The sequence below is a fragment of the Flavobacterium reichenbachii genome, from assembly GCF_002217435.1.
Lineage (GTDB): Bacteria > Bacteroidota > Bacteroidia > Flavobacteriales > Flavobacteriaceae > Flavobacterium > Flavobacterium reichenbachii.
In genome coordinates this window covers 127,439-146,441 of sequence record NZ_MUHF01000005.1, presented here as the reverse complement: position 1 = coordinate 146,441, position 19,003 = coordinate 127,439, and the positions used below count along the sequence as shown (strand labels likewise).

The 19,003-nt window shown below is 34.1% G+C and carries 14 protein-coding genes and 1 pseudogene; 5 read left to right on the top strand and 10 right to left on the bottom strand.

Annotation, left to right across the window (positions count from 1 at the left end; translation table 11 throughout):
- The first annotated feature begins 46 nt into the window (after positions 1 to 46).
- On the top strand, positions 47 to 1,066 hold the full coding sequence (locus B0A68_RS05940; protein ID WP_035689693.1) for a cytochrome-c peroxidase: 1,020 nt from the start codon (positions 47 to 49) through the stop codon (positions 1,064 to 1,066).
- A gap of 25 nt (positions 1,067 to 1,091) precedes the next feature.
- On the opposite strand, the gene B0A68_RS05935 is transcribed toward B0A68_RS05940, so the two are convergent.
- The 8 genes from B0A68_RS05935 to B0A68_RS05900 form a co-directional block, all read right to left on the bottom strand.
- Positions 1,092 to 1,490, bottom strand: a complete 399-nt coding sequence (locus B0A68_RS05935) for a hypothetical protein (protein WP_035689691.1) — start codon at positions 1,488 to 1,490, stop codon at positions 1,092 to 1,094.
- 93 nt (positions 1,491 to 1,583) lie between these two features.
- A complete protein-coding gene (locus B0A68_RS05930) occupies positions 1,584 to 2,138 on the bottom strand; it encodes a YceI family protein (protein ID WP_035689689.1) in 555 nt (184 codons plus the stop codon).
- Positions 2,139 to 2,143: 5 nt separating this feature from the next.
- Positions 2,144 to 2,533: a cytochrome c family protein gene (locus B0A68_RS05925; RefSeq protein WP_035689687.1), complete on the bottom strand. Its 390-nt coding sequence runs from the start codon at positions 2,531 to 2,533 to the stop codon at positions 2,144 to 2,146.
- Between the two features lie 19 nt (positions 2,534 to 2,552).
- The gene (locus tag B0A68_RS05920; protein WP_035689685.1) at positions 2,553 to 3,395 is read right to left on the bottom strand and encodes a DUF5777 family beta-barrel protein; all 843 of its coding nucleotides are present in this window, start codon (positions 3,393 to 3,395) and stop codon (positions 2,553 to 2,555) included.
- 7 nt (positions 3,396 to 3,402) lie between these two features.
- On the bottom strand, positions 3,403 to 3,807 hold the full coding sequence (locus tag B0A68_RS05915; protein WP_035689684.1) for an OB-fold protein: 405 nt from the start codon (positions 3,805 to 3,807) through the stop codon (positions 3,403 to 3,405).
- Between the two features lie 134 nt (positions 3,808 to 3,941).
- On the bottom strand, positions 3,942 to 6,449 hold the full coding sequence (locus B0A68_RS05910) for a carboxypeptidase-like regulatory domain-containing protein (RefSeq protein WP_240475333.1): 2,508 nt from the start codon (positions 6,447 to 6,449) through the stop codon (positions 3,942 to 3,944).
- 27 nt (positions 6,450 to 6,476) lie between these two features.
- On the bottom strand, positions 6,477 to 7,379 hold the full coding sequence (locus tag B0A68_RS05905; RefSeq protein ID WP_035689680.1) for a FecR family protein: 903 nt from the start codon (positions 7,377 to 7,379) through the stop codon (positions 6,477 to 6,479).
- A 50-nt stretch (positions 7,380 to 7,429) separates the two neighbouring features.
- Positions 7,430 to 7,945: an RNA polymerase sigma factor gene (locus B0A68_RS05900; RefSeq protein ID WP_035689678.1), complete on the bottom strand. Its 516-nt coding sequence runs from the start codon at positions 7,943 to 7,945 to the stop codon at positions 7,430 to 7,432.
- 199 nt (positions 7,946 to 8,144) lie between these two features.
- On the opposite strand from B0A68_RS05900, the gene B0A68_RS05895 reads away from it, so the two are divergent.
- Both B0A68_RS05895 and B0A68_RS05890 read left to right on the top strand, forming a co-directional pair.
- The gene (locus B0A68_RS05895) at positions 8,145 to 9,167 is read left to right on the top strand and encodes a hypothetical protein (RefSeq protein WP_035689862.1); all 1,023 of its coding nucleotides are present in this window, start codon (positions 8,145 to 8,147) and stop codon (positions 9,165 to 9,167) included.
- 203 nt (positions 9,168 to 9,370) lie between these two features.
- Positions 9,371 to 13,405 carry a PAS domain S-box protein gene (locus B0A68_RS05890; protein WP_123947482.1) on the top strand — a complete coding sequence of 1,345 codons (4,035 nt, stop codon included), beginning with the start codon at positions 9,371 to 9,373 and terminating at the stop codon, positions 13,403 to 13,405.
- Here the strand turns inward: B0A68_RS05890 and B0A68_RS05885 are convergent.
- Complete coding sequence (locus B0A68_RS05885; protein ID WP_035689676.1) at positions 13,402 to 14,148, bottom strand: transporter; 747 nt, start codon at positions 14,146 to 14,148, stop codon at positions 13,402 to 13,404. The genes B0A68_RS05890 and B0A68_RS05885 overlap by 4 nt on opposite strands.
- 433 nt (positions 14,149 to 14,581) lie before the next feature.
- On the opposite strand from B0A68_RS05885, the pseudogene B0A68_RS05880 reads away from it, so the two are divergent.
- Together B0A68_RS05880 and B0A68_RS05875 are read left to right on the top strand one after the other, a co-directional pair.
- Positions 14,582 to 16,030 (top strand): annotated as a pseudogene (locus B0A68_RS05880) (DUF1254 domain-containing protein).
- A 23-nt stretch (positions 16,031 to 16,053) separates the two neighbouring features.
- A complete protein-coding gene (locus B0A68_RS05875) occupies positions 16,054 to 17,547 on the top strand; it encodes a DUF1254 domain-containing protein (protein ID WP_084679208.1) in 1,494 nt (497 codons plus the stop codon).
- Between the two features lie 49 nt (positions 17,548 to 17,596).
- On the opposite strand, the gene B0A68_RS05870 is transcribed toward B0A68_RS05875, so the two are convergent.
- Positions 17,597 to 18,673 carry a calcium:proton antiporter gene (locus tag B0A68_RS05870; RefSeq protein WP_035689674.1) on the bottom strand — a complete coding sequence of 359 codons (1,077 nt, stop codon included), beginning with the start codon at positions 18,671 to 18,673 and terminating at the stop codon, positions 17,597 to 17,599.
- Positions 18,674 to 19,003: the final 330 nt, after the last annotated feature.

Sequence of the window (19,003 nt, the reverse complement as noted above, 5' to 3'; positions counted from 1 at the left end):
TCTGAATTTTAAACATTTAGACGGTTCTTTTTAATGTTCATTAATCATGAAAAAAATAATTGGTTTTGGAATACTACTCTTATTGCTAACATCCTGCAGTAATGATGATTCTGATATGATTTCTATTGATAATCCTGAGATTTCACTAAATATTCCGACAGGTTTTCCAGAAATAAACAGCTTCGTAAGTTTAAACAAACCTACAAAATATGGCGTAGAATTAGGTCAAAAGCTTTTTAGTGAGAAAAGATTTAGTGCAGATAATACGATTTCTTGTTCCAGCTGTCATATTCAGGAAAATGCATTTGCAGACCATAATCCGCAAGCTGTAGGAATTGAGGGAAGAGTTGGACTTAGAAATACACCATCGATTCAGAATCTGATGTTTATGAAATTTTACAATTGGGACGGAAGTAAACTCCAGCTTGAAAATCAGCCCTTAGTTCCAATCATCACTCATGAAGAAATGGATTCTTCTATTTTGGAAGTTATTGGTAAAATTAAAAATGATTCCGATTATAAAGAACTGTTTTTAAAGGCATTTGGAGATGATAATATTACCCCAGACAGAATCTATAAAAGTATCGCGCAGTTTGAATATACATTAATTTCTGCCAATAGTAAATATGATAAAGTAAAGCGAAATGAAGGAGAAACTTTTACAGAAAGCGAAGCAAAAGGATATCAAACTTTTCAGCAAAAATGTGCGAGTTGTCACAGTACAGAATTGTTTACAGATCAGAGTTTTAGAAATATTGGTTTTCCTTTAAACACTAATTCTAACGAAGCAGGAAGAGGAAGAGTTACAGGAATTCCTTCTGATTTTATGAGTTTTCGTGTTCCAACGCTGCGAAATATCGAATATACTGCTCCTTATGGAAGTTTTGGCCAGTTTCCGACTTTAAAATCTGTATTGGATTATTTTGATAACGGCGTTTTAGAGGCTGATAATCTGGATCCGATTTTTAAAAATAATGGTGCAAAAATTCCTCTTACAGAAGAAGAAAAAAACAATCTGATTTCGTTTATGAAAACACTTAATGATCATGATTTTATAAGAAATTAGGAATTTTAAAATAGTAAAAGATACTTTATTTCATAAATGGACTAAATCCCTTTAGAATTTTAACCGGAGTGGCTATAACTTCTCTGCGAATATCGTCAAACCATTCAAATTCTTTAGTCACTTCAGCACAGCATTCGTTTTTTGAGTTGAAAAAACGGCTTTTAATATTGATGTTTTTGTCCATATGAAAATGCTTCATTTCAATAAAAAAATCTTCAGTAAACATTAGATTTTTATAACAGACCAATTCGCTGTTTCCTTCTTGTAATGCCAAATTCAGGGAATTGAGTTTTTGTTTTGAAAACCCTTTGTCAAACAAAAAATGATATAATATTTTTATGGTGTAGGAGAAATAAGCATTACTTTCCATCACCATTATATCATTTACATCTTCTCCTGTAACAGTATAATTTTTGCAGATCATTTTAATTTAAATTATGATTACTAAAAAGAGAGGTCAGCCTTATATAACTGACCTCATATCATTTTTTTAAAAGACTTAATGTGTTGAAAATGATTATTTAATTAATGAAAAGTTGTATTCGATTTTTACTTTATCAGCAATTTTTTTTCTAACCAGATTTGGTATTTCTATATCAAAATCTTCAGGTTTTACCTCAAAAGAACCATTGATATTGACTCCATTGGCAGCTTTAGAAACTTTTACTAAGAGCGTTACAGGTTTTGTTTTGCCGTGAATAGTAAGATCTCCTTTTAGGGTAAAATTTTTAGATGTATTAGTAATTTTAGAAACATCCAAATCGCTTATTTTACCTTTTAAAGTTGCTTTAGAAAACTTTTCAGACTCCATATAGTTCTCGTTAAAATGTTCTTCCATTAAGGCAGTCTTAAATCGGAAGCCTTTTATAAGAACCAAAGCAGCAAAATCTCCAGTTGACTGCTCTAAAATAGCAGATACACTTTTGTTTTCAGCCGAAACGTCTTCATAAGTAGGCATAGAAGCCTGAAATTTTATATTTCCTGTTTTTGTTATCAGTTTCTGCGCAGATCCATTTGTGGTAACAGTAATGATTAGTAATACTGCAAACAGATTAATAAATGACTTTTTCATAATGATTAATTTTCTTTAAGTCCGTCTGTATTCCATTTTACAATCACATCAATATTGGTCTGAGACATTCTTCCTGCTTGAGGCATAATACCCTGCTGTCCATTTTGAAGCTGAATACGAGCCAGCAGGCCAGAATTTTCTACTGCCGCTTTAACTTCAGCGTAAGTAGTTAAAGGTCTAAAACCAGCAGATCTTCCGCTTTGGTGGCAGCCAATACAGTTGGCATCAATTATTGATTTTACATTTTTAGTATAATTAACAACAGTTGGTTCTGTAGGCGTTTCTGTTCCTGGTGTTTCGGTGGTTGGCGGCGTTTCAATATCCTGATAAGTATCAGAATCACTGCAGCTGGCAAACACTGCCAATAAGATTGTTAGGGCTATTGCTTTTTTCATAATTTATTATTTATAGTTATTAAAATACTCTGTATAAGTTAAATCCAAAAAAGAAGTCTCCTTTGCCCCAGTCTCCAGATGCATTAGTAAGATATCCGCTTTCGCTCATAGATTGTGAATTGGTAAATATCAGCTGAAAAACGTGGCCGCCGGTTTCTACATCCAAACCAACAGATAGGGGATTTTTGTAAAAATCTGGTTTATCAAAATTGTGCACGTATTCTAAATTGAGAGATAATCTTTTAGTGATTTTATAACGTCCGCCTCCTCCAAAAGAAAACTGATTGTCGTTTTCTAAATCAGGATTGTAAAGATTTCTATGTACAAACGACGGCACTAATTCAAAAGATAATTTGTCGCTAAATTTTCTGGATATCAACAGCTGCTGTACGTAGGTCATGCGATGTTTAAATTCCAGACCTGGATATTGTTCTTTTTCTAAGAATGTATTAATATCGGCAACAGTATGCCCCACAATGTCTACAGGAAAATGATCGTCTTGTCTTGTCATTCTGTATTTTACTCCGGTTTCGTACATCTTATTTAGCGTATGTCTCGAAAGGCTTACAGACAGCCAATCTGTAACTCCGTAAATACCTCCAAGTTTTGTAGTTGCATTATCAAGACCAAAAAAGCTGTCAAAACCGTCTTTTACAGTACCAAAACGATGAGAGACTACAAAATAGAATTCTTTTTTTGCAGGCATTTTTGTGGTCTGTAAGGTTACCAGCTGTAAGGCTTTAAAGGTGGCAGTAGAATAATTTTGTTCTACCTGAGTAGAATCAAGACTGTTTAGTAAATCGTCTTGCGAATATGCTATCGTAGCCAAAAAAAGGCAGATTGGGACTAGGAATTTTTTCATAAATGGATTAATTATTTTGTTTATTAATGGTGCATTGGTCTAATTTAATTTCCTGAAACAGTTCATCATAACCAATACATTTACCCTTAACAACTGTGTTATTATTTAAAAGTTTTTGTGTTATTTTTTGAGTAAAAAGGCAGAAAACAGAATTCTCAAGTACGATAACAGAGTCGGTTTCCTTTGTTACCAAGCCTTTTAATTCAATAGTTTTATTGAGATACAATGAATTTGCTTTTTCAGGATTTGAGCTGTAATCTTCAATTAATTTGGCTGCCGTTATACTGAAATCAGGCATTTCGGTTTCTATGTTACGAGCTTCCTTAAAGAGAAAACCGTAATAAAAATAAATGCCTCCAGAAACAGCTATCAGCAAGGCAGCAACTACAATTGCTATTTTTTTTCGTTTCATTTTTCTATTTTTTTTGAGGGGGTTCAATAGTAAAACAGCCTTGATAAAGATTACCCTACCAAAGAATAGCTGTTTTTTGAAAAAAAAATAAAAAAGGAAAACTTGAGATTGTTATCTTATTTAGATAGAGAGTATTAGAATGAAATTCTAAAACTCAAATTTGGAGTTCTCTGCAGCGAAAAAGTTTCTACTTCTTCAATAGAATTCGTCAGCGAACTTATTCTGTAATATTCGCTGATTTCATTTTTTCTATTTAAAATGTTTAAAATAGATATTCCTAATTTGTACTGGATTCCATTTGCAGTTTCCCATTTATAAGTAGAGGAAAGATTAACCTGCGAAAAAATATGCAAATTGGTGTTATTAGGTTCATTGTAAACCAATACAGGATCTGAAAGATCAATTCTTGAAAGATCTGGAGAGGTTTTTGGTCTTCCTGATGACCATTTTGTTCCTAAAGCAATTTTAAAATTTCTTTTCTCGTAAATTACAGCCCATGAAAAAGTATGCGTTAACTCAAAATTGTTCGGAAAACTTGAGAATTCGTAATTAGAAAAATGATAATTATTATTGTTATAGGTATAACTCAACCAGGTCAGAAAGTGGTTCATTTTTTTTTGAACGAGAATTTCTGTTCCTAAAACCTCATAATCTCCCGTTGTTCTAATAAATTCTAATTGGTTTTGAAAACCCTGGCTGGAGGTTGTAATTCCGTTTACTTTTTTATAAAAATTTTCTATATCCAAGAGCCAGTCGTTCTTTTTATAGAATAAACTTAAAGAGATCTGCCTGCTTCTTTGAATAGGAATTGAAGTATTATTGGAGACAATCCAGCGTCTTTTTTCAATTCCAAAATAATCTTTTTGTAAATCAATTATCTGCTGTGAATTTTGGCTTTTTAGTTCACCCAGCAATTCTAAATTTAGATTTTTGTTAATGCCGTAATCCAATTGTAATCGGGGTTCGAGGATATACTTTTTAAACTTTTCAATATAATTAAGGCGTGTTCCTGCTTTAAAATATATTCTATTAAGCGTGTCATTATATTTCCCTTCAAAAATTAAGGCATGGGTTTTCAGGACATCTTTAACCTTACGGTAAAAATCAGGATTGGTTACCTGTTCCAGGTTTGTAATACCAATTTCATTAAACTGATAGCCATTTCGTAAACTAAATCTAGAGTTAATATTATGAAAATTCTCTATATTGATTCCATTACTGTTGACGGTATTTTCCTGAATAACAACTTGATTTCCAATTGCAGTTGTCTGGTTAGCCAAAAGTTCATAAGAAGAGTTGCTTACATTTACTTTAGTTGTATTATGATTGTTCCAGTTTCTCTTCCAAGTCAAATTTCCTCCATAATTCTGCTGGCGCAGTATATTATTTTCTGATTTTTTTATATCGTAAACTGTGGCACTCTGAAAAACTTCAAGATTGTCTTTTATTGTTATTAAATCTAAAATGATCTGATCTTTGCTTCCTATTTTTAGAGCATATTTGAGAGTCGCGTCATAGAAACCAAATTTTTTATCACTTTTATAATCTACATTTTGGTTTTGCGAAAAATCTGTAATTGTTGTGTTTTGAAAAACTTTATTAAAATATTCTTTATAAGTTGGTGTTTCTACAAAATCAGTAATAGATTTTCGCGCTGAAATTTCAATAAAACTCTTCTTCGAAAGATTGTATTTAGTATAAATATCAGCATTAATCATATTTATTCCTGCACTAAAATTGTTTTTTTCTACCGTTTCCGGATTCGACGAAATATCGACCACACTGGATACACTTTCGCCAAAAAAAGCAGAACTTCCGTTTTTATAAATAGAAATGGTGTGTGCCAAATTTGGATTAAATACAGATATTAAACCAAAAAAATGTCCTGTTTGGTACATTCTTATTCCGTTCCATAAAAACAAATTCTGGTCGTGTGTACCGCCGCGCACATTGATGCTGGAAACACTTTCGTCGATGCTGTTGACTCCGGGAATCTGCTGCATCGCCTGCAGAGCGTCTGGCTCAATCAGTCCGGGTAAAATTCCAAATTTCTTAGGTTTAATTTCAAATGCTCCGTCTGTATTTTTAGAAATTCCCGAAGCCAGAATAGCATTGGCTTTAATTTCTTTTAATTCGGTAACTTCTGGTTCTAACAGTATTTGCGTACAATTCTTAGAATCTTGACTGCCAGCGGTTATTTTTTTGGTTACAAATCCCACATGACTTATAAATAGTATATTTTTGGTTTCTTTCTTAAACTCAAAATAACCATTAAAATCGGTTGTAATCTGGATTTTGTTATTTAAAACGATATTGGCATCTTCAATAGGTTTTTTATCAGCAGAAGAAAAAACGTAGCCGCAGATTGTTTGAGATTCATCTTTGTTTTTATAAATATTGATGAATTGATTGCCTAAATTTTCAAAAGACAAATTGGTTTTTTGTGTGAGGTATCGCAATTTTTGATCTAAAGAAAAGGACCTCTTTGGAGGAATCAATTCAAGTCCCGCAATATCCTCCTGAAGATAGTTGAAACTTACCTGATGCTGCTGTTCAATATCATGTATGATTTTACTAAAAGGCATAGCTTTTCCTTTGTCCTGAGCAAAAATACTCAGGACATAGAAAAATGTAAAAAACAAAAAATGAAATTGTTTGGGGAGCAACATTTATTTTTCGTCAATAATTATTTTATTTTTTGAAACTTTTTGGATTCTTAAATTATAGGTTGTACTAATAATCTGCAGAGCAGTATCGAGATTTTCTGCAGGCAGTTTTCCTGTAAATAAAGAAGTAGTGTTTTTTGCGTTTAATTCGATCTCTATATTATATTGTCTCTCTATTTCATCTAATATGGTTTTGATGTTATCCTTAAAAAAACAAATTTGATTCTCCATCCATTCCGGTTTCAAGGAAGTTATGGTCATTTTTAGTTGTTTTCCGTTTTCAAAACTAATGCCTTGTCCTCGAGTTAAAAGGATTTGATTGTCGTTATAATTTACTTTCACGCGGCCTTCATAACATATTACATCAAATCTGTTTTTTCTGGATTTAACATTAAACTGAGTTCCTAAAACAGATACTTTTCCCAGATTAGTTTCTACTTCAAAACGTCTTCCTTTCGATACCCTGAAATAAGCTTCTCCTTTTAGTTCCAGATGTCTGTTGTCGTTCCAGTTCCACTTTTTATAATTTATTTCGGAACCTGAATTTAAGACTACTTCAGAATTGTCGGGTAAAGAAAAAGCCGTTTTCTCTCCAAAATCTGCTGTTTCCGTCTGTTGTGCTAATGTGTTATAAACAAAGGTAATTCCTAGCGCTAAAACAAAGACAGCAGCGATTCTAAGCAGCCAGTTTTTGTACAAAGGCACTACTTTTGGAGGCACTGCTTTTTTCTGTTTAAGAATGTTAGAAAGCATAGTATCTTCATCCAGATCATCTACTTCTAAATGATCCGTATAAAATTTTATTTTTTTGTATTTTTCGAAATCAGGACTTGCTTCAAATGCAGCTAATTCATCCTCTGATAAATCATTGTTAAGCCATTTGGCTAATAATTGATTTTTTTTCATTGTACTGGTATTATGTAATTAAAACAGGCAGAACTAAATTTACCCTACTTTTATAGATCAATTTCTTTGCGTAAGCTTAACAAAGCCAAATGAATGCGCTTTTCTACAGCTTTTACGCTAATGTTTAATTCCAACGCAATCTCGCTGTATTTTTTTCCATCAATTCGATGCATTAAAAAGGCGGTACGCTGTTTCTCATTTAATTTTTCGATGGCTTTCAAAAGTTTGGACTGAAATTGTTTTTCCTCCAAAATATATTCTGGGTTTTCGTTGGTTTTGTCTAAACCGCTAAAGTTTTGCTCATATCTCAAAACGACTTTCTGATGTGCAATTTCGTTAAGACTGTTGTTATTTGCAATGGTATACAGATATGATTTTGCCTTTTCTAACGGAACGGATGAACAGTTCTGCCAAAGTTTTAAAAAAGCTTCCTGTGCAGCATCTTCAGCCTTTTGTGTATCGCCAAATTTGTAAAAAAGAAAATTGCGGAGTGCTTTTATATGCGTTTTAAAAAATGATGAAAAAATTATCTCATCACAAGTGTTTGATTTGGGGTTATTTGGCATTTATATTTGCAATTTGTAAAATGCAAAAGTATTTGTTTTTAGTTTAAGTAGGGTAAAAGTACTGCCGATTGTTTTATAGTAAGATGCAATGCTGTTTTTTTATTTGTTAATCAGGAAAAAGAAGAAACCAAAAGGCCTGATGCCGAATTTATTAAAAAGCGATTTCTTTAAATTTTATTACCTTTGTAAAAATGTAAATATGCTGTCTTTAAAAAAATATTTTTCAATACTACTTTTTTTGTTTTTGCTGTCTTGTCAAAACGAAACAGAGGAGCAGAATTCTAATGCAGAGGGTACAGTTACAAAGGTTTCTCCTCTAACTTCTTATTTGCAAAGGGTAGCGATGGTCCCGACAGTTCAGGATAATATAATCGATAATTCGAGTTATTGCACCATAAAATTTCCTTACACCGTTACGGTTAACAATGAAAATATTACTCTTAATACTGCTGCAGATTACCAAAAGGTTTTAAATAATATTAATGCCAGTACAACAGATGATGATGATGTAAAGATAGATTTTCCGGTAACAATGGTGTACTATAATTACATCGAAAAATTTATTCCCAATCAATCTGATTTTAATACTTTGATTGATTATTGGAATCTGTATCCTGATCTTTTATCCAAAATTAACGGATTAAATATTAATTATCCTATAACTATAAATAGTTACAACAGTTCAAATCAGATCGCGAGTTCTGTTTCTATTACCAGCGATCAGACATTTTTTAATTTTATAAAAAACTTAAACGATAGTGAATATATTTCTTTAAGGTATCCAATTACGATAAGAGATTATAATTCTCAAACTAAATCTATCGCAAGCAATCTGGATTTTGAAAACGCCATAAAATATGCTATTGATTACTGTCCGGAAAACAATACGGCATCACTTCAATTTGCAGAAACAATAACTAAAGGTTCCTGGACAATTCCTTATTTTTTTGATGATTCAGAAAAAACTTCTTCTTACAGTGGTTATTCATTTGTTTTTAAAAGTGATAAATCTGTAGTCGCTGCAAAAGCAGGGATTTCAGAAACAGGTCAATGGGACAATACTTCGTATTATGGTGTTCAAGAATTAAAAATAAAATTTAATTCAGAATTATTAAGTAAATTGAATAACAATAATTGGAAGTTATTTGAATTTAATAATTCGCAGATACGATTACGAAATGTTGGTAATGGTACGGATTATCTTTATTTTGAAAAAAAATAAATCCCAAAAGATCTCTTTTTAAAATTACTTTGCAGCCAGTCTTAAAATGATTTTTTCTAAATAGTTTTTCCCAAAATCTTTAAAGTTGTTATTAATCAGTTTTTTACTAAAAATAAGCTTGGGTAAATCCATAATTTATAATTGGTGGTTCATTTAAATAGCGTTATCTTTCGCCCTAGAAAATTTGTAAAATAATAGTGGCAGTGCGATCAGACAGGAGAGAGTTTAAATATCCATTTTTGAGAATGGGAGGAGAAATGGGGAGACTCATTAATGAATTTAACTGGATCGGCACTTCTTTAGGAACTATAGAATTCTGGCCGGAAAGCCTGCGTACTTCGCTTAGCATTATGCTCAGTTCCAATGTTCCCATGTTTCTTGTATGGGGAACAGAACAGTCTTTTTTTTACAATGATTCCTTTCGCCCTTTCTTACACCGTTTGAATAACCATCCTGAAACTTTAGGAAATTCTGCTAAAGAAATATTAGTAGACGAATGGCAGGCTGTAACTTCTGCACTGGAGAATATAGTAAAAAACGGCAGTTCTAAATCTGAAGATAATATCATTGCTTCCCTTAGTCGGAACAATACATTTCAAGAAGTTTATTTAACATTAAGCTACAGTATCTTATTTGGAGCAGATGATGCTGTCAATGGAGTTTTTGTAACCTGTATTGAAAACTCAACCAGTATTCCCGCCGTAATTAAATCCAGCAGTGTAAGATCACAGCTCAATAGTGTTTTAATGCAGTCAAATGCCGGGATTGCTCAGGCTGATATTCAGGGACGTATGGTGGAAGTCAACGAGCGTTACTGTCAAATGCTGGGGTATACGCGTGAGGAGATACTAAAAATGAATTTAGGAGAACTCACACATCCTGATGATTTAGAGCGTAATATGATTTTGCTTGAAGATTGTATTGTCAATGGAAATGATTTTCTAATGACCAAACGCTACATACGACGCGATGGTCAGGAAATTTGGGTAAACAACAGTATTTCTCTTGTAATAGATTCAGATGGAGAAAAATATTTGACTGCGATTGCCATTGATATTACTGCCGAAAAGGAAAGAGAAAATAAACTTTCTGCCAGTGAAGCTCGTTTTAGAACACTTGTTGCAAAAGCACCCGTTGGGACAGCACTATTTCGCGGTAAGGAATTTTATGTGGATCTTGCCAATGATGTAATGCTTGAATATTGGGGTAAAAACAGTGAAATTATTGGGAATAAAGTTATCAATGTAATTGCAGATGCAGTATATAAAGATTTTTTTGAACGTTTACAGGAAGTTTACAAAACAGGTTTAGTTTATAAAAACACAGGTACTTTACTCATAGCCCCAAAAACTTTAAATGAGCAATATTTTGATTATTCCTTAACTCCCTTATTTAATGAAGATGGCAGTGTTTACGGAATTTTGCACATGTGTTCTGATGTCACGCTTACTGTAAAGGCGCAAAAACAAATTGCAGCCAGTCATAAAGAATTGGCTATGATTTTTGAACAATCACCCGTAGGAATTGCTACAATAAATATTGACGAAGATCTGGTTTTTCAGAGTGCCAATGAATTTTATTGTCAATTAGTAGGGCGTCAGCGTGAAGAAATAGTGGGTAAACCTTTGCTTGAAGCTTTGCCAGAGTTGCGAGGTCAGGGTTTTGATGATTTATTGCGAACTGTAATAAATACAGGAAATCCGTTTATTGCTAAAGAAGTTGAAGTCGAATTACTGCGAAGCGGTAAACTTGAATATATTTATGTAGATCTGGTTTACCAGATTAACCTCAACTCAAGCGGTTTTGCCAGCAGTATTTTGGTTGTAGCGACAGATGTAACAAGTCAGGTTCTTATTCGTCGTGAAGTAGAAGAAAGTGAAACCAAACTGCAAAATCTGATTGCCGCCGCACCTGCCGGAATAGGATTATTTGTTGGACGCGACCTTATTATCGAATATCCAAATCAAACTTTTATTGATATCGTAGGCAAAGGACCAGATATTAAAGGTCTTCCGCTGCGAGAAGTGATGCCGGAGCTAATAACAGAAGGACAGGCTTACCTAAAAATACTCGATGATATTTTTACAACCGGAGTACCATTTATTTCGCCTGGTTCTCTGGTAAAAATTAACCAGAATGGAGTCTTAAACGATAATTATTATAATATTTCTTATACACCGCTTAAAAATAAAGCTGGTGAAATTTATGCTATTCTTGACATCGCCATTGATGTTACAACACATGTACAGGCGCAGAAGGAAAAAGAAGAAAGTGAAGCACATTTGCAGTTATTGCGAGATACAGTGCCGGCTATGATTTTTTATCTGGATGAAGAAATGCGTTACTGCTCGTACAACTCTGTTTTTATGGAATGGTTTGCGGTTGGAGAAAAAGATGCAATAGGAAAAACAGTTCGGGAATTTTTAGGAGAAGCAGCGTATGAGAAAACACTTCCTCATCTTGTAGCTGCATATGGAGGAGAGCAGGAGAAGTACGAAATGTTTGCACCTTCGAGAATGGGAATAACCCGATGGCTGAGTATCGTATATACACCACATAAAAACAGCAGCGGAAAAGTTATTGGTCTTATTGTACATGCTACAGACATAACTCAGAGTAAAATAACAGAAATTGCACTTCGCGAAAGCGAATCTAAATTACGATCAGTACTTGATGCTGCTCCTGTAGCGATTAGTTTATTCCTTGGCGAAGACTTAGTTATAGAGAATCCAAATCAGCTTTTTATTGAAAATGTTAGTAAAGGAGATGCAATTGAGGGACTTTTACTGAAAGAGGTTTTAGAAGGAGGAGATTCTAATGAATTTATACAAACAGTCCAAAATGTTTATCGTACTGCCGAAAGTTTTAGTGTAAATGGTATTCCGGGTGTTAATTCTATCGGAAAAGAACAGCGTTATCATAACATTAGCCTTACTCCTTTATTAGACGGAAACGGTACCGTATATGCTGTGCTTTATGTAAGTTCTGATGTAACTAAAGAAATTGTTTCAATTAAAAAAATAGAACAGGCAGAAGAAATACTTCGCGGTGCTGTAGAATTGGCAGAACTTGGAACCTGGTCTACAGAGATTGCAACGGGAGCCACGACAGTATCAAAACGTCATGCCGAAATATTTGGATTGAAAAGTACCAATATGTCTTTAGAAGAAGCACGATCGGTAATTAAAGATTCAGATCATCAGAGAGTCAAAGCCGCTTTTACAGCTGCACAGCAAAAAGGATCAGATGGAAAATATGAATCGGAATATAAAATTGTTAACGGAATAACAGGAGAGGAAAGAATTATACATTCTATAGGTCAGACTTATTTTGATGTAGATGGAAAACCTCTTGTGATCAGCGGAACAGCAAAAGACATCACCATTCAGAGGGAAATGCAGCTGGCGCTGGAAACGGAGGTAAAACTAAGAACAAAGGAGCTGGCGAGTGTGCTGGAAAAATTGCAAAGTTCTAATCAGGAACTGGAACAATCCAATCATGCACTTAAACATTCGAATGAAGAACTTGCACAGTTTGCTTATGTAGCCAGCCACGATTTGCAGGAACCTTTACGTAAGATTCGTTTTTTTGCCGATATGCTTGAAAATGGACGTTCTACTTTGAGTCAGGAAGCTATAATTAAAAAAATAGGAACTTCTGCTGAGCGTATGCGTCAGCTTATAACAGATTTACTGACTTTCTCTCGTCTGGTTCAACCCGAAAAAAGTTATCAGCCTGTAGATTTGAATACAGTAGTTCAAAGTATATGGATTGATTTTGAATTAATGGTGCAGGAAAAAAATGCTTCCATTACTATTGACAATCTGCCTGTTATACAAGCAGTAGGTCTTCAAATGAATCAGCTTTTTTATAATCTGATCAGTAATTCGCTTAAATTCACAAAACCCGATATTCTTCCTCAAATAGTCATTACTTCAAATCTGGTATCTCATGAATTTGCTGCAGCTTTTACCAAATCTCCATTGACGTCTGCTAATTATTATCATATCATATTTAAGGACAATGGTATTGGATTTGAGAAAAATTATGAAAATCAGATTTTTGAAATATTCAAACGTCTTCACCCTCAAAATATTTATCCAGGCTCCGGAATTGGTCTTGCTTTATGCAGAAGGATTGTAATGAATCATCAGGGAATATTGTATGCAGTATCAGAACCTGGATTAGGAAGCACATTTCATATTTTTCTTCCAGATTTAGCGTCGGCAGGGAACTAGATTCGTATTGAAAATCCAGCGGCAGCAAATTTCTCAGAATTAGAATGCATAATACCGCTTCCGGCCGTTATATCTGCCTGAATGTTATTTGTGAGGAGAAACAACAATGATGCATCTGCACTATTTTGTGCGTGATGGTTAGAAAGTGAAGTTCCATAAGCCTCAATTACCAGTTTGATTTTTTTGGTTAAAGAATGATCTGCTGAAAGAGTATAAATATATTCGGGCTGAGATGTATCTGGAAGCCATCGGATGCCGCCGTTATAACCTAAATGTGTTTTTGATGAAAGCTCGTTTTGAGCAAGCATTCTTATTTCGGGACTGTATTTTTGTTCTTTATAAACAGGATCAGCCATCCACGGAATACTGATTCTTCCCAAAATCGCAAGGTCTGGAACAATTAGCCCTTTATGGTCTAAAAAGTGGTATTTTAATCCTAAAACTACCGGCTGAATTCCGGTTAAGGTATTTTGATCCTCATTGGTAATTTTAAGAGCATTTTCTGCTCGTACTTCTAAATTTTTTACAATTCCAAAACGGAGTACCATTTCAGGCACCTGAATTTTCTTTTCAGTATTGTCTTTTTCATAAGATATGCCACTTTCAATTTGAAAATGCTTCGATTTAACAGCTGACGGACTTTCCGTTTCGTTTGGGCGGTCGGTCTGAATCTGCTGTCCCGATACACAGTGAAAAGTCAGTAAGAAGAAAACGGAAATGGTGATTTTTTGTATAAAATTCATAAGTGCATTTATTTGAATATAAGGCTTTGTTACAAGGATAAGAGATGAGTAATAATCAAGTCTAAATTCGTAAAATAGAATCGTAATTAATTTATAATGCTGCTTTACTGATTTATAAAATTTCCATTTAATTACACAGCTTGAAACACGATAAACTATTTCTTTTATTTAAGTGAATAATTTTTAAATTATTGATAATTAATGATTTATTGTTATGTAGTGCTTTTCTATTATTTTTTTTTGTAATTTTAACCGTACAAACTTAATAGTGCTCAAATTCACTTTCACTGAATTAAATAATACAGCATCCATTTTTTTAAGTATTCATATTTTGGGAACTTCCTTTTCCTTTTAGTTTTCTCCTTAAATACTAAAAAATTCAAAAGATGCATAAGATTTAATTATAAAATTTACAATTACTAATATAAATGTTATGAAAAAGAATCTACTTATATTTTTGAGTGTATTGACCGTTTCAGCTTGTACTCAAAAGACAACGATCAAGGCTGAAAAAAACGACATTAAAGATACTGTTGTTACGGAGTTTAAACCTGCAGACATAAAAGAACAAATTCTCTATCAGCGCGGTGTAGAAGCTGCAATTTGGGGAATGCCTGCGGTTAATTTTCAATTAATGTATGATGCTTTTTCCAAAATAAATGGAAATTATAATCAAGTTGTCATCTGGCCGAAATTGCTAGATTGGAAAAATCAAACCTTAACGCCTAATCCCGATGTAATTTATTTAATGCCGTTTTTCAATACAGAAAAAACGGGACCTGTTGTTCTTGAAATTCCGCCGGCAGATACTGGTGTTTTCAACGGAAGTATTATGACCTATTGGCAAAATTCTATTCAGGATGTAGGTCCGGGTGGTGTTGATAAAGGAAAGGGAGGGAAATATCTTTTTATACCACCTGGTTATGATAAAAGTAAAATTCCATCAGGTTATATAGAATTACAATCGAATACGTATCGTGGTTATGCACTATTACGATCTGTATTAAAAAGCGGGAGTGATATTGATGTCGCCGCAGCTGTTGCCTATGCAAAACGCATAAAAGTCTACCCTTTAAGCGAAGTATCAAAAAAACCGACTACACAATTTGTCGATGCTAGTGAACAGGTATATGAATCAAACATTCCTTTTGATTTTACTTTTTACAAAATATTAAATGAAATAATTCAGGAAGAACCTTGGCTGGAAAGAGATAAAGCCATGATAGATATTTTAAAATCAATTGGTATCGAAAGAGGAAAACCTTTTAAAGAAGAGGAGAGAACCAAAGAAATACTGACAGCTGCCGCCAAAACTGCAAGATCCTGGCTGGACTCTAATCTTGAGGAGACCGCTCCCTTTTTTAAAGGAACGCATTGGGTTTTTCCAGTTACTGCCGAATTCGGAAAAAATATACAAGGAGACTATCTTATCGCAGACTCTTATCCTACAGGAAATAGAGGTCTTCTTTATACAGTGGGATTTTTTAGTGCCAAACATATTGGAGAATCTCAGTACTATCTTATGCAGATCGTAGACAAAGATGGCAATCCACTTGATGGAAATTCTTCTTATAAATTAAATGTACCAGCCAATGTTCCCGTAAAACAATACTGGTCGATGACGGTGTAAAATCGCGACACGCATACTTTTATACGCAATGCAAAGTGGGCAGGACGCTCGTCGCAAACACCTGGGCTTAAAACAAACAGCGATGGTTCTGTCGATCTTTATTTTGGCCCGACTGCACCTGACAGCGGCGAATCAAACTGGGTGCCGACAGATCCAAAAGGTAAGTTTGAAATTCTGGCTCGTTTTTACGGTCCAAAACCCAACTTATACGATCAGAGCTGGAAACTAAATGACGTAGAAAAAGTGAAATAAAGCAAAAAATAAAATTTTTAAGTATGAAAAAGAATCTAATTATGCTGCTTGTAGTATTTGTTTTCGCAGCCTGTAATCAAAGTAAAAATAAAGATATTGACACACAAAATGCAGTAATCAAAGATACTACTGCGCTAAATTCTTCAGATTCAGTGTCAACCGGACCAGATATTAACGTTAAGATTACCGAATCTTACGCACGACAAGTTGCCAGAGATGCTTATTTCTGGGCATGGCCGATGGAAAATATTTACAACCGCCGTCTCGCTTTTAAGCAGTCTCCAAAAGTTGGGTTAATGAATGGCGTACTGCCTTTTGCTCCATTAAATTCTTTGGCGATGCTTCACGATTATATAAAACCAGAACAGCGCTGGGTGGCCTGTCCTAATCAGGATGTGGTTTATGGCGCTGCAATTGCGGCACTGGATGAAACTCCCGTGGTCGTTCAGGTTCCGGATTTTGGTGATCGTTTCTGGGTGTATCAGGTAGTCGATTTACGAACAGATGCTTTTGCACAATTAGGAAAAATGTACGGCACTAAGCCCGGTTTTTATTTATTGACCGGACCTAACTGGAAAGGAGAAGTTCCTAAAGGAATTACAAAAACTTTCCGCAGCAAAACCGGAACTGCTTTTATTGTACCAAGAGTATTTCAGGACGATACTCCTGAAGATAAAGCAGCGATACAAAAAATAATTAATAACATTGATGTATATGCTTTGGATAAATATGATGGTAAAATGAAAAATCAGGATTGGAGTAAACTTCCTTCTCTGGCATCGCCTACAAAAGATGGCGGTACAGGCGAAACTAAATGGGTATTTCCTGATACTTTTTTTGATGAGCTTCCTGCAGTTTTAAAAGATGCACCGCCATTACCAGGAGAAGCAGCGAGATATGCACAAGTACTTGCGGTAATTGAAGCAGCTAAAAAAGATCCCGCACTAAAAAAAGCCATGATCGAAGAAGCTCATAAAGCAGATAAAGAATTAGTTGATCCGTTATTGCAGTTTCGTAATTGGGGAATACCGCTTGCAGACAATTGGTCGACTGCCAATAACTGCGCTGCTTTTGGAACCGATTATTTTACACGTACCGCCATTGCAAAGTCGAATATATTGGTAAACGTTGGTGCCGAAACAAAATATTATTATCAGGACCTTGATTCCAAAGGCGCAAGATTAAACGGAAGCAGCCAATATACTGTAACTTTTGCAAAAGATAAAATGCCGCCGGTAAAAGGTTTTTGGTCGCTTACTTTGTACGACGAACATCACTTTTTTTCTCCAAATCCAATCAAGCGTTATTCTGTCGGAACAAAAAATAAAGGTTTAAAATACAATGCCGACGGATCGCTTACGCTGTACGTGCAAAAATCTGAACCGCAGGGAGATAAAAAAGAAAACTGGCTGCCAAGTCCAAAAGGTATTTTCTGTCTGTATTTTAGATGTTACTGGCCGGAAGAAAAGACGATTAAAAATGAATGGACGCCGCCTGCAGTTCTTAAAACCAGCTAAACATTTCCTGCCATAATTTTGCTTTTTGAGTCTTATTCAAATAAAAAAACTATGGATAGATCATAAGGAAAATAAAAGCAAATAAATTTACCAGAAGAACCACTCCGTATACAATATTTGATTTTCCTTTACTTAATGACAGCATTACTGTAAATACTGATAAAGCTAACAAAACAATCGATTTTATATCTAGTCCAAGGATAATAGGCATGTCCATGATGATACAAATTGCGGCCACACTGGGAATGGTTAAACCAATACTGGCCAAAGCAGATCCTAAAGCTAAATTTATACTGGTCTGTAGTTTGTTTTTTCTTGCGGCAATAATTGCCGCAATTGCTTCTGGCAATAGGATAATAATTGCGATTACAACTCCAACCAAACTTTTAGGGAGACTGTAACTCACAATAATACTTTCAATTGTAGGAGAGAGTGTTTTGGCCAATAATACTACAATGCCTAAACTAACAAGAAGAAACACAAGACTGGTATAAAATGTTTTATTGTTGATTACGATAGGTTCTACTTCATCTTCATTTTCATCTTCTCCAACGGTTAGAAAATATTGTCGGTATCTGCGGGTCTGTGCAAAAAGAAAAGAAGCATAAATAACGATACATACAATAGAAGCAAAAACAAGCTGTGGAACTGAATAATAAGATCCTGAAACACTTTCTGTAAAAGTTGGAAATACCAGTGTAAATACTATAATTGAAACAAGCGAAACTAAACCAATCGTTACAGATGAAGCCGAAAAATTTTGTTCATAATGTTTTAAACCTCCAATTAACAGACACAATCCAATAATACCATTTAGAATAAGCATAGTTGCTGCATATACTGTATCTCTTGCAAGAGAAACTGCTTCCGGGCCATCTGACATCATTAATGATATGATTATCGAAACTTCAATTACTGTAATAGATATGGCCAAAATAATAGTTCCGTAAGGTTCTCCAACTCTTTCTGCGATTATTTCTGAATGATGCACTGCTGACATTACACTAAGAATAAGTAATATACTTGCTGTAATTTGAAAGATTGTACTGCCTTCTATTATACCGCTAAAGAAAAGAATCCAGGATAAGACAGGAATAATAGTGGTCCATTGTAGTAATTGTTTCATTTTTGTAATTTATAATTAATATTACGTCAAGATGCCAGCAAATACGGGCTTTTCTATTTTGTAAGATAGGGCTTTTTTACTGATTTTTTTTAAAAAAAATGTTAACTTGAAAAAGAAAGGTCAATTTAGAGTAAAAAATAACGGCTCAATTTTCAAATTATAAAGCCTTTCGGCTTGCATTAATGATTGAGCATAACTGTCGTAAAAGTGTAGGGAAGAGCCAAAGCTAGAATTAAAAAAATCCTATTTGTTCTGTTGAGGTAATGCTTAAAATAGAAACTTTAGAGAATAAAACTGCCTCCTGATGACTTTTGAGTAGTCAAGGATTTT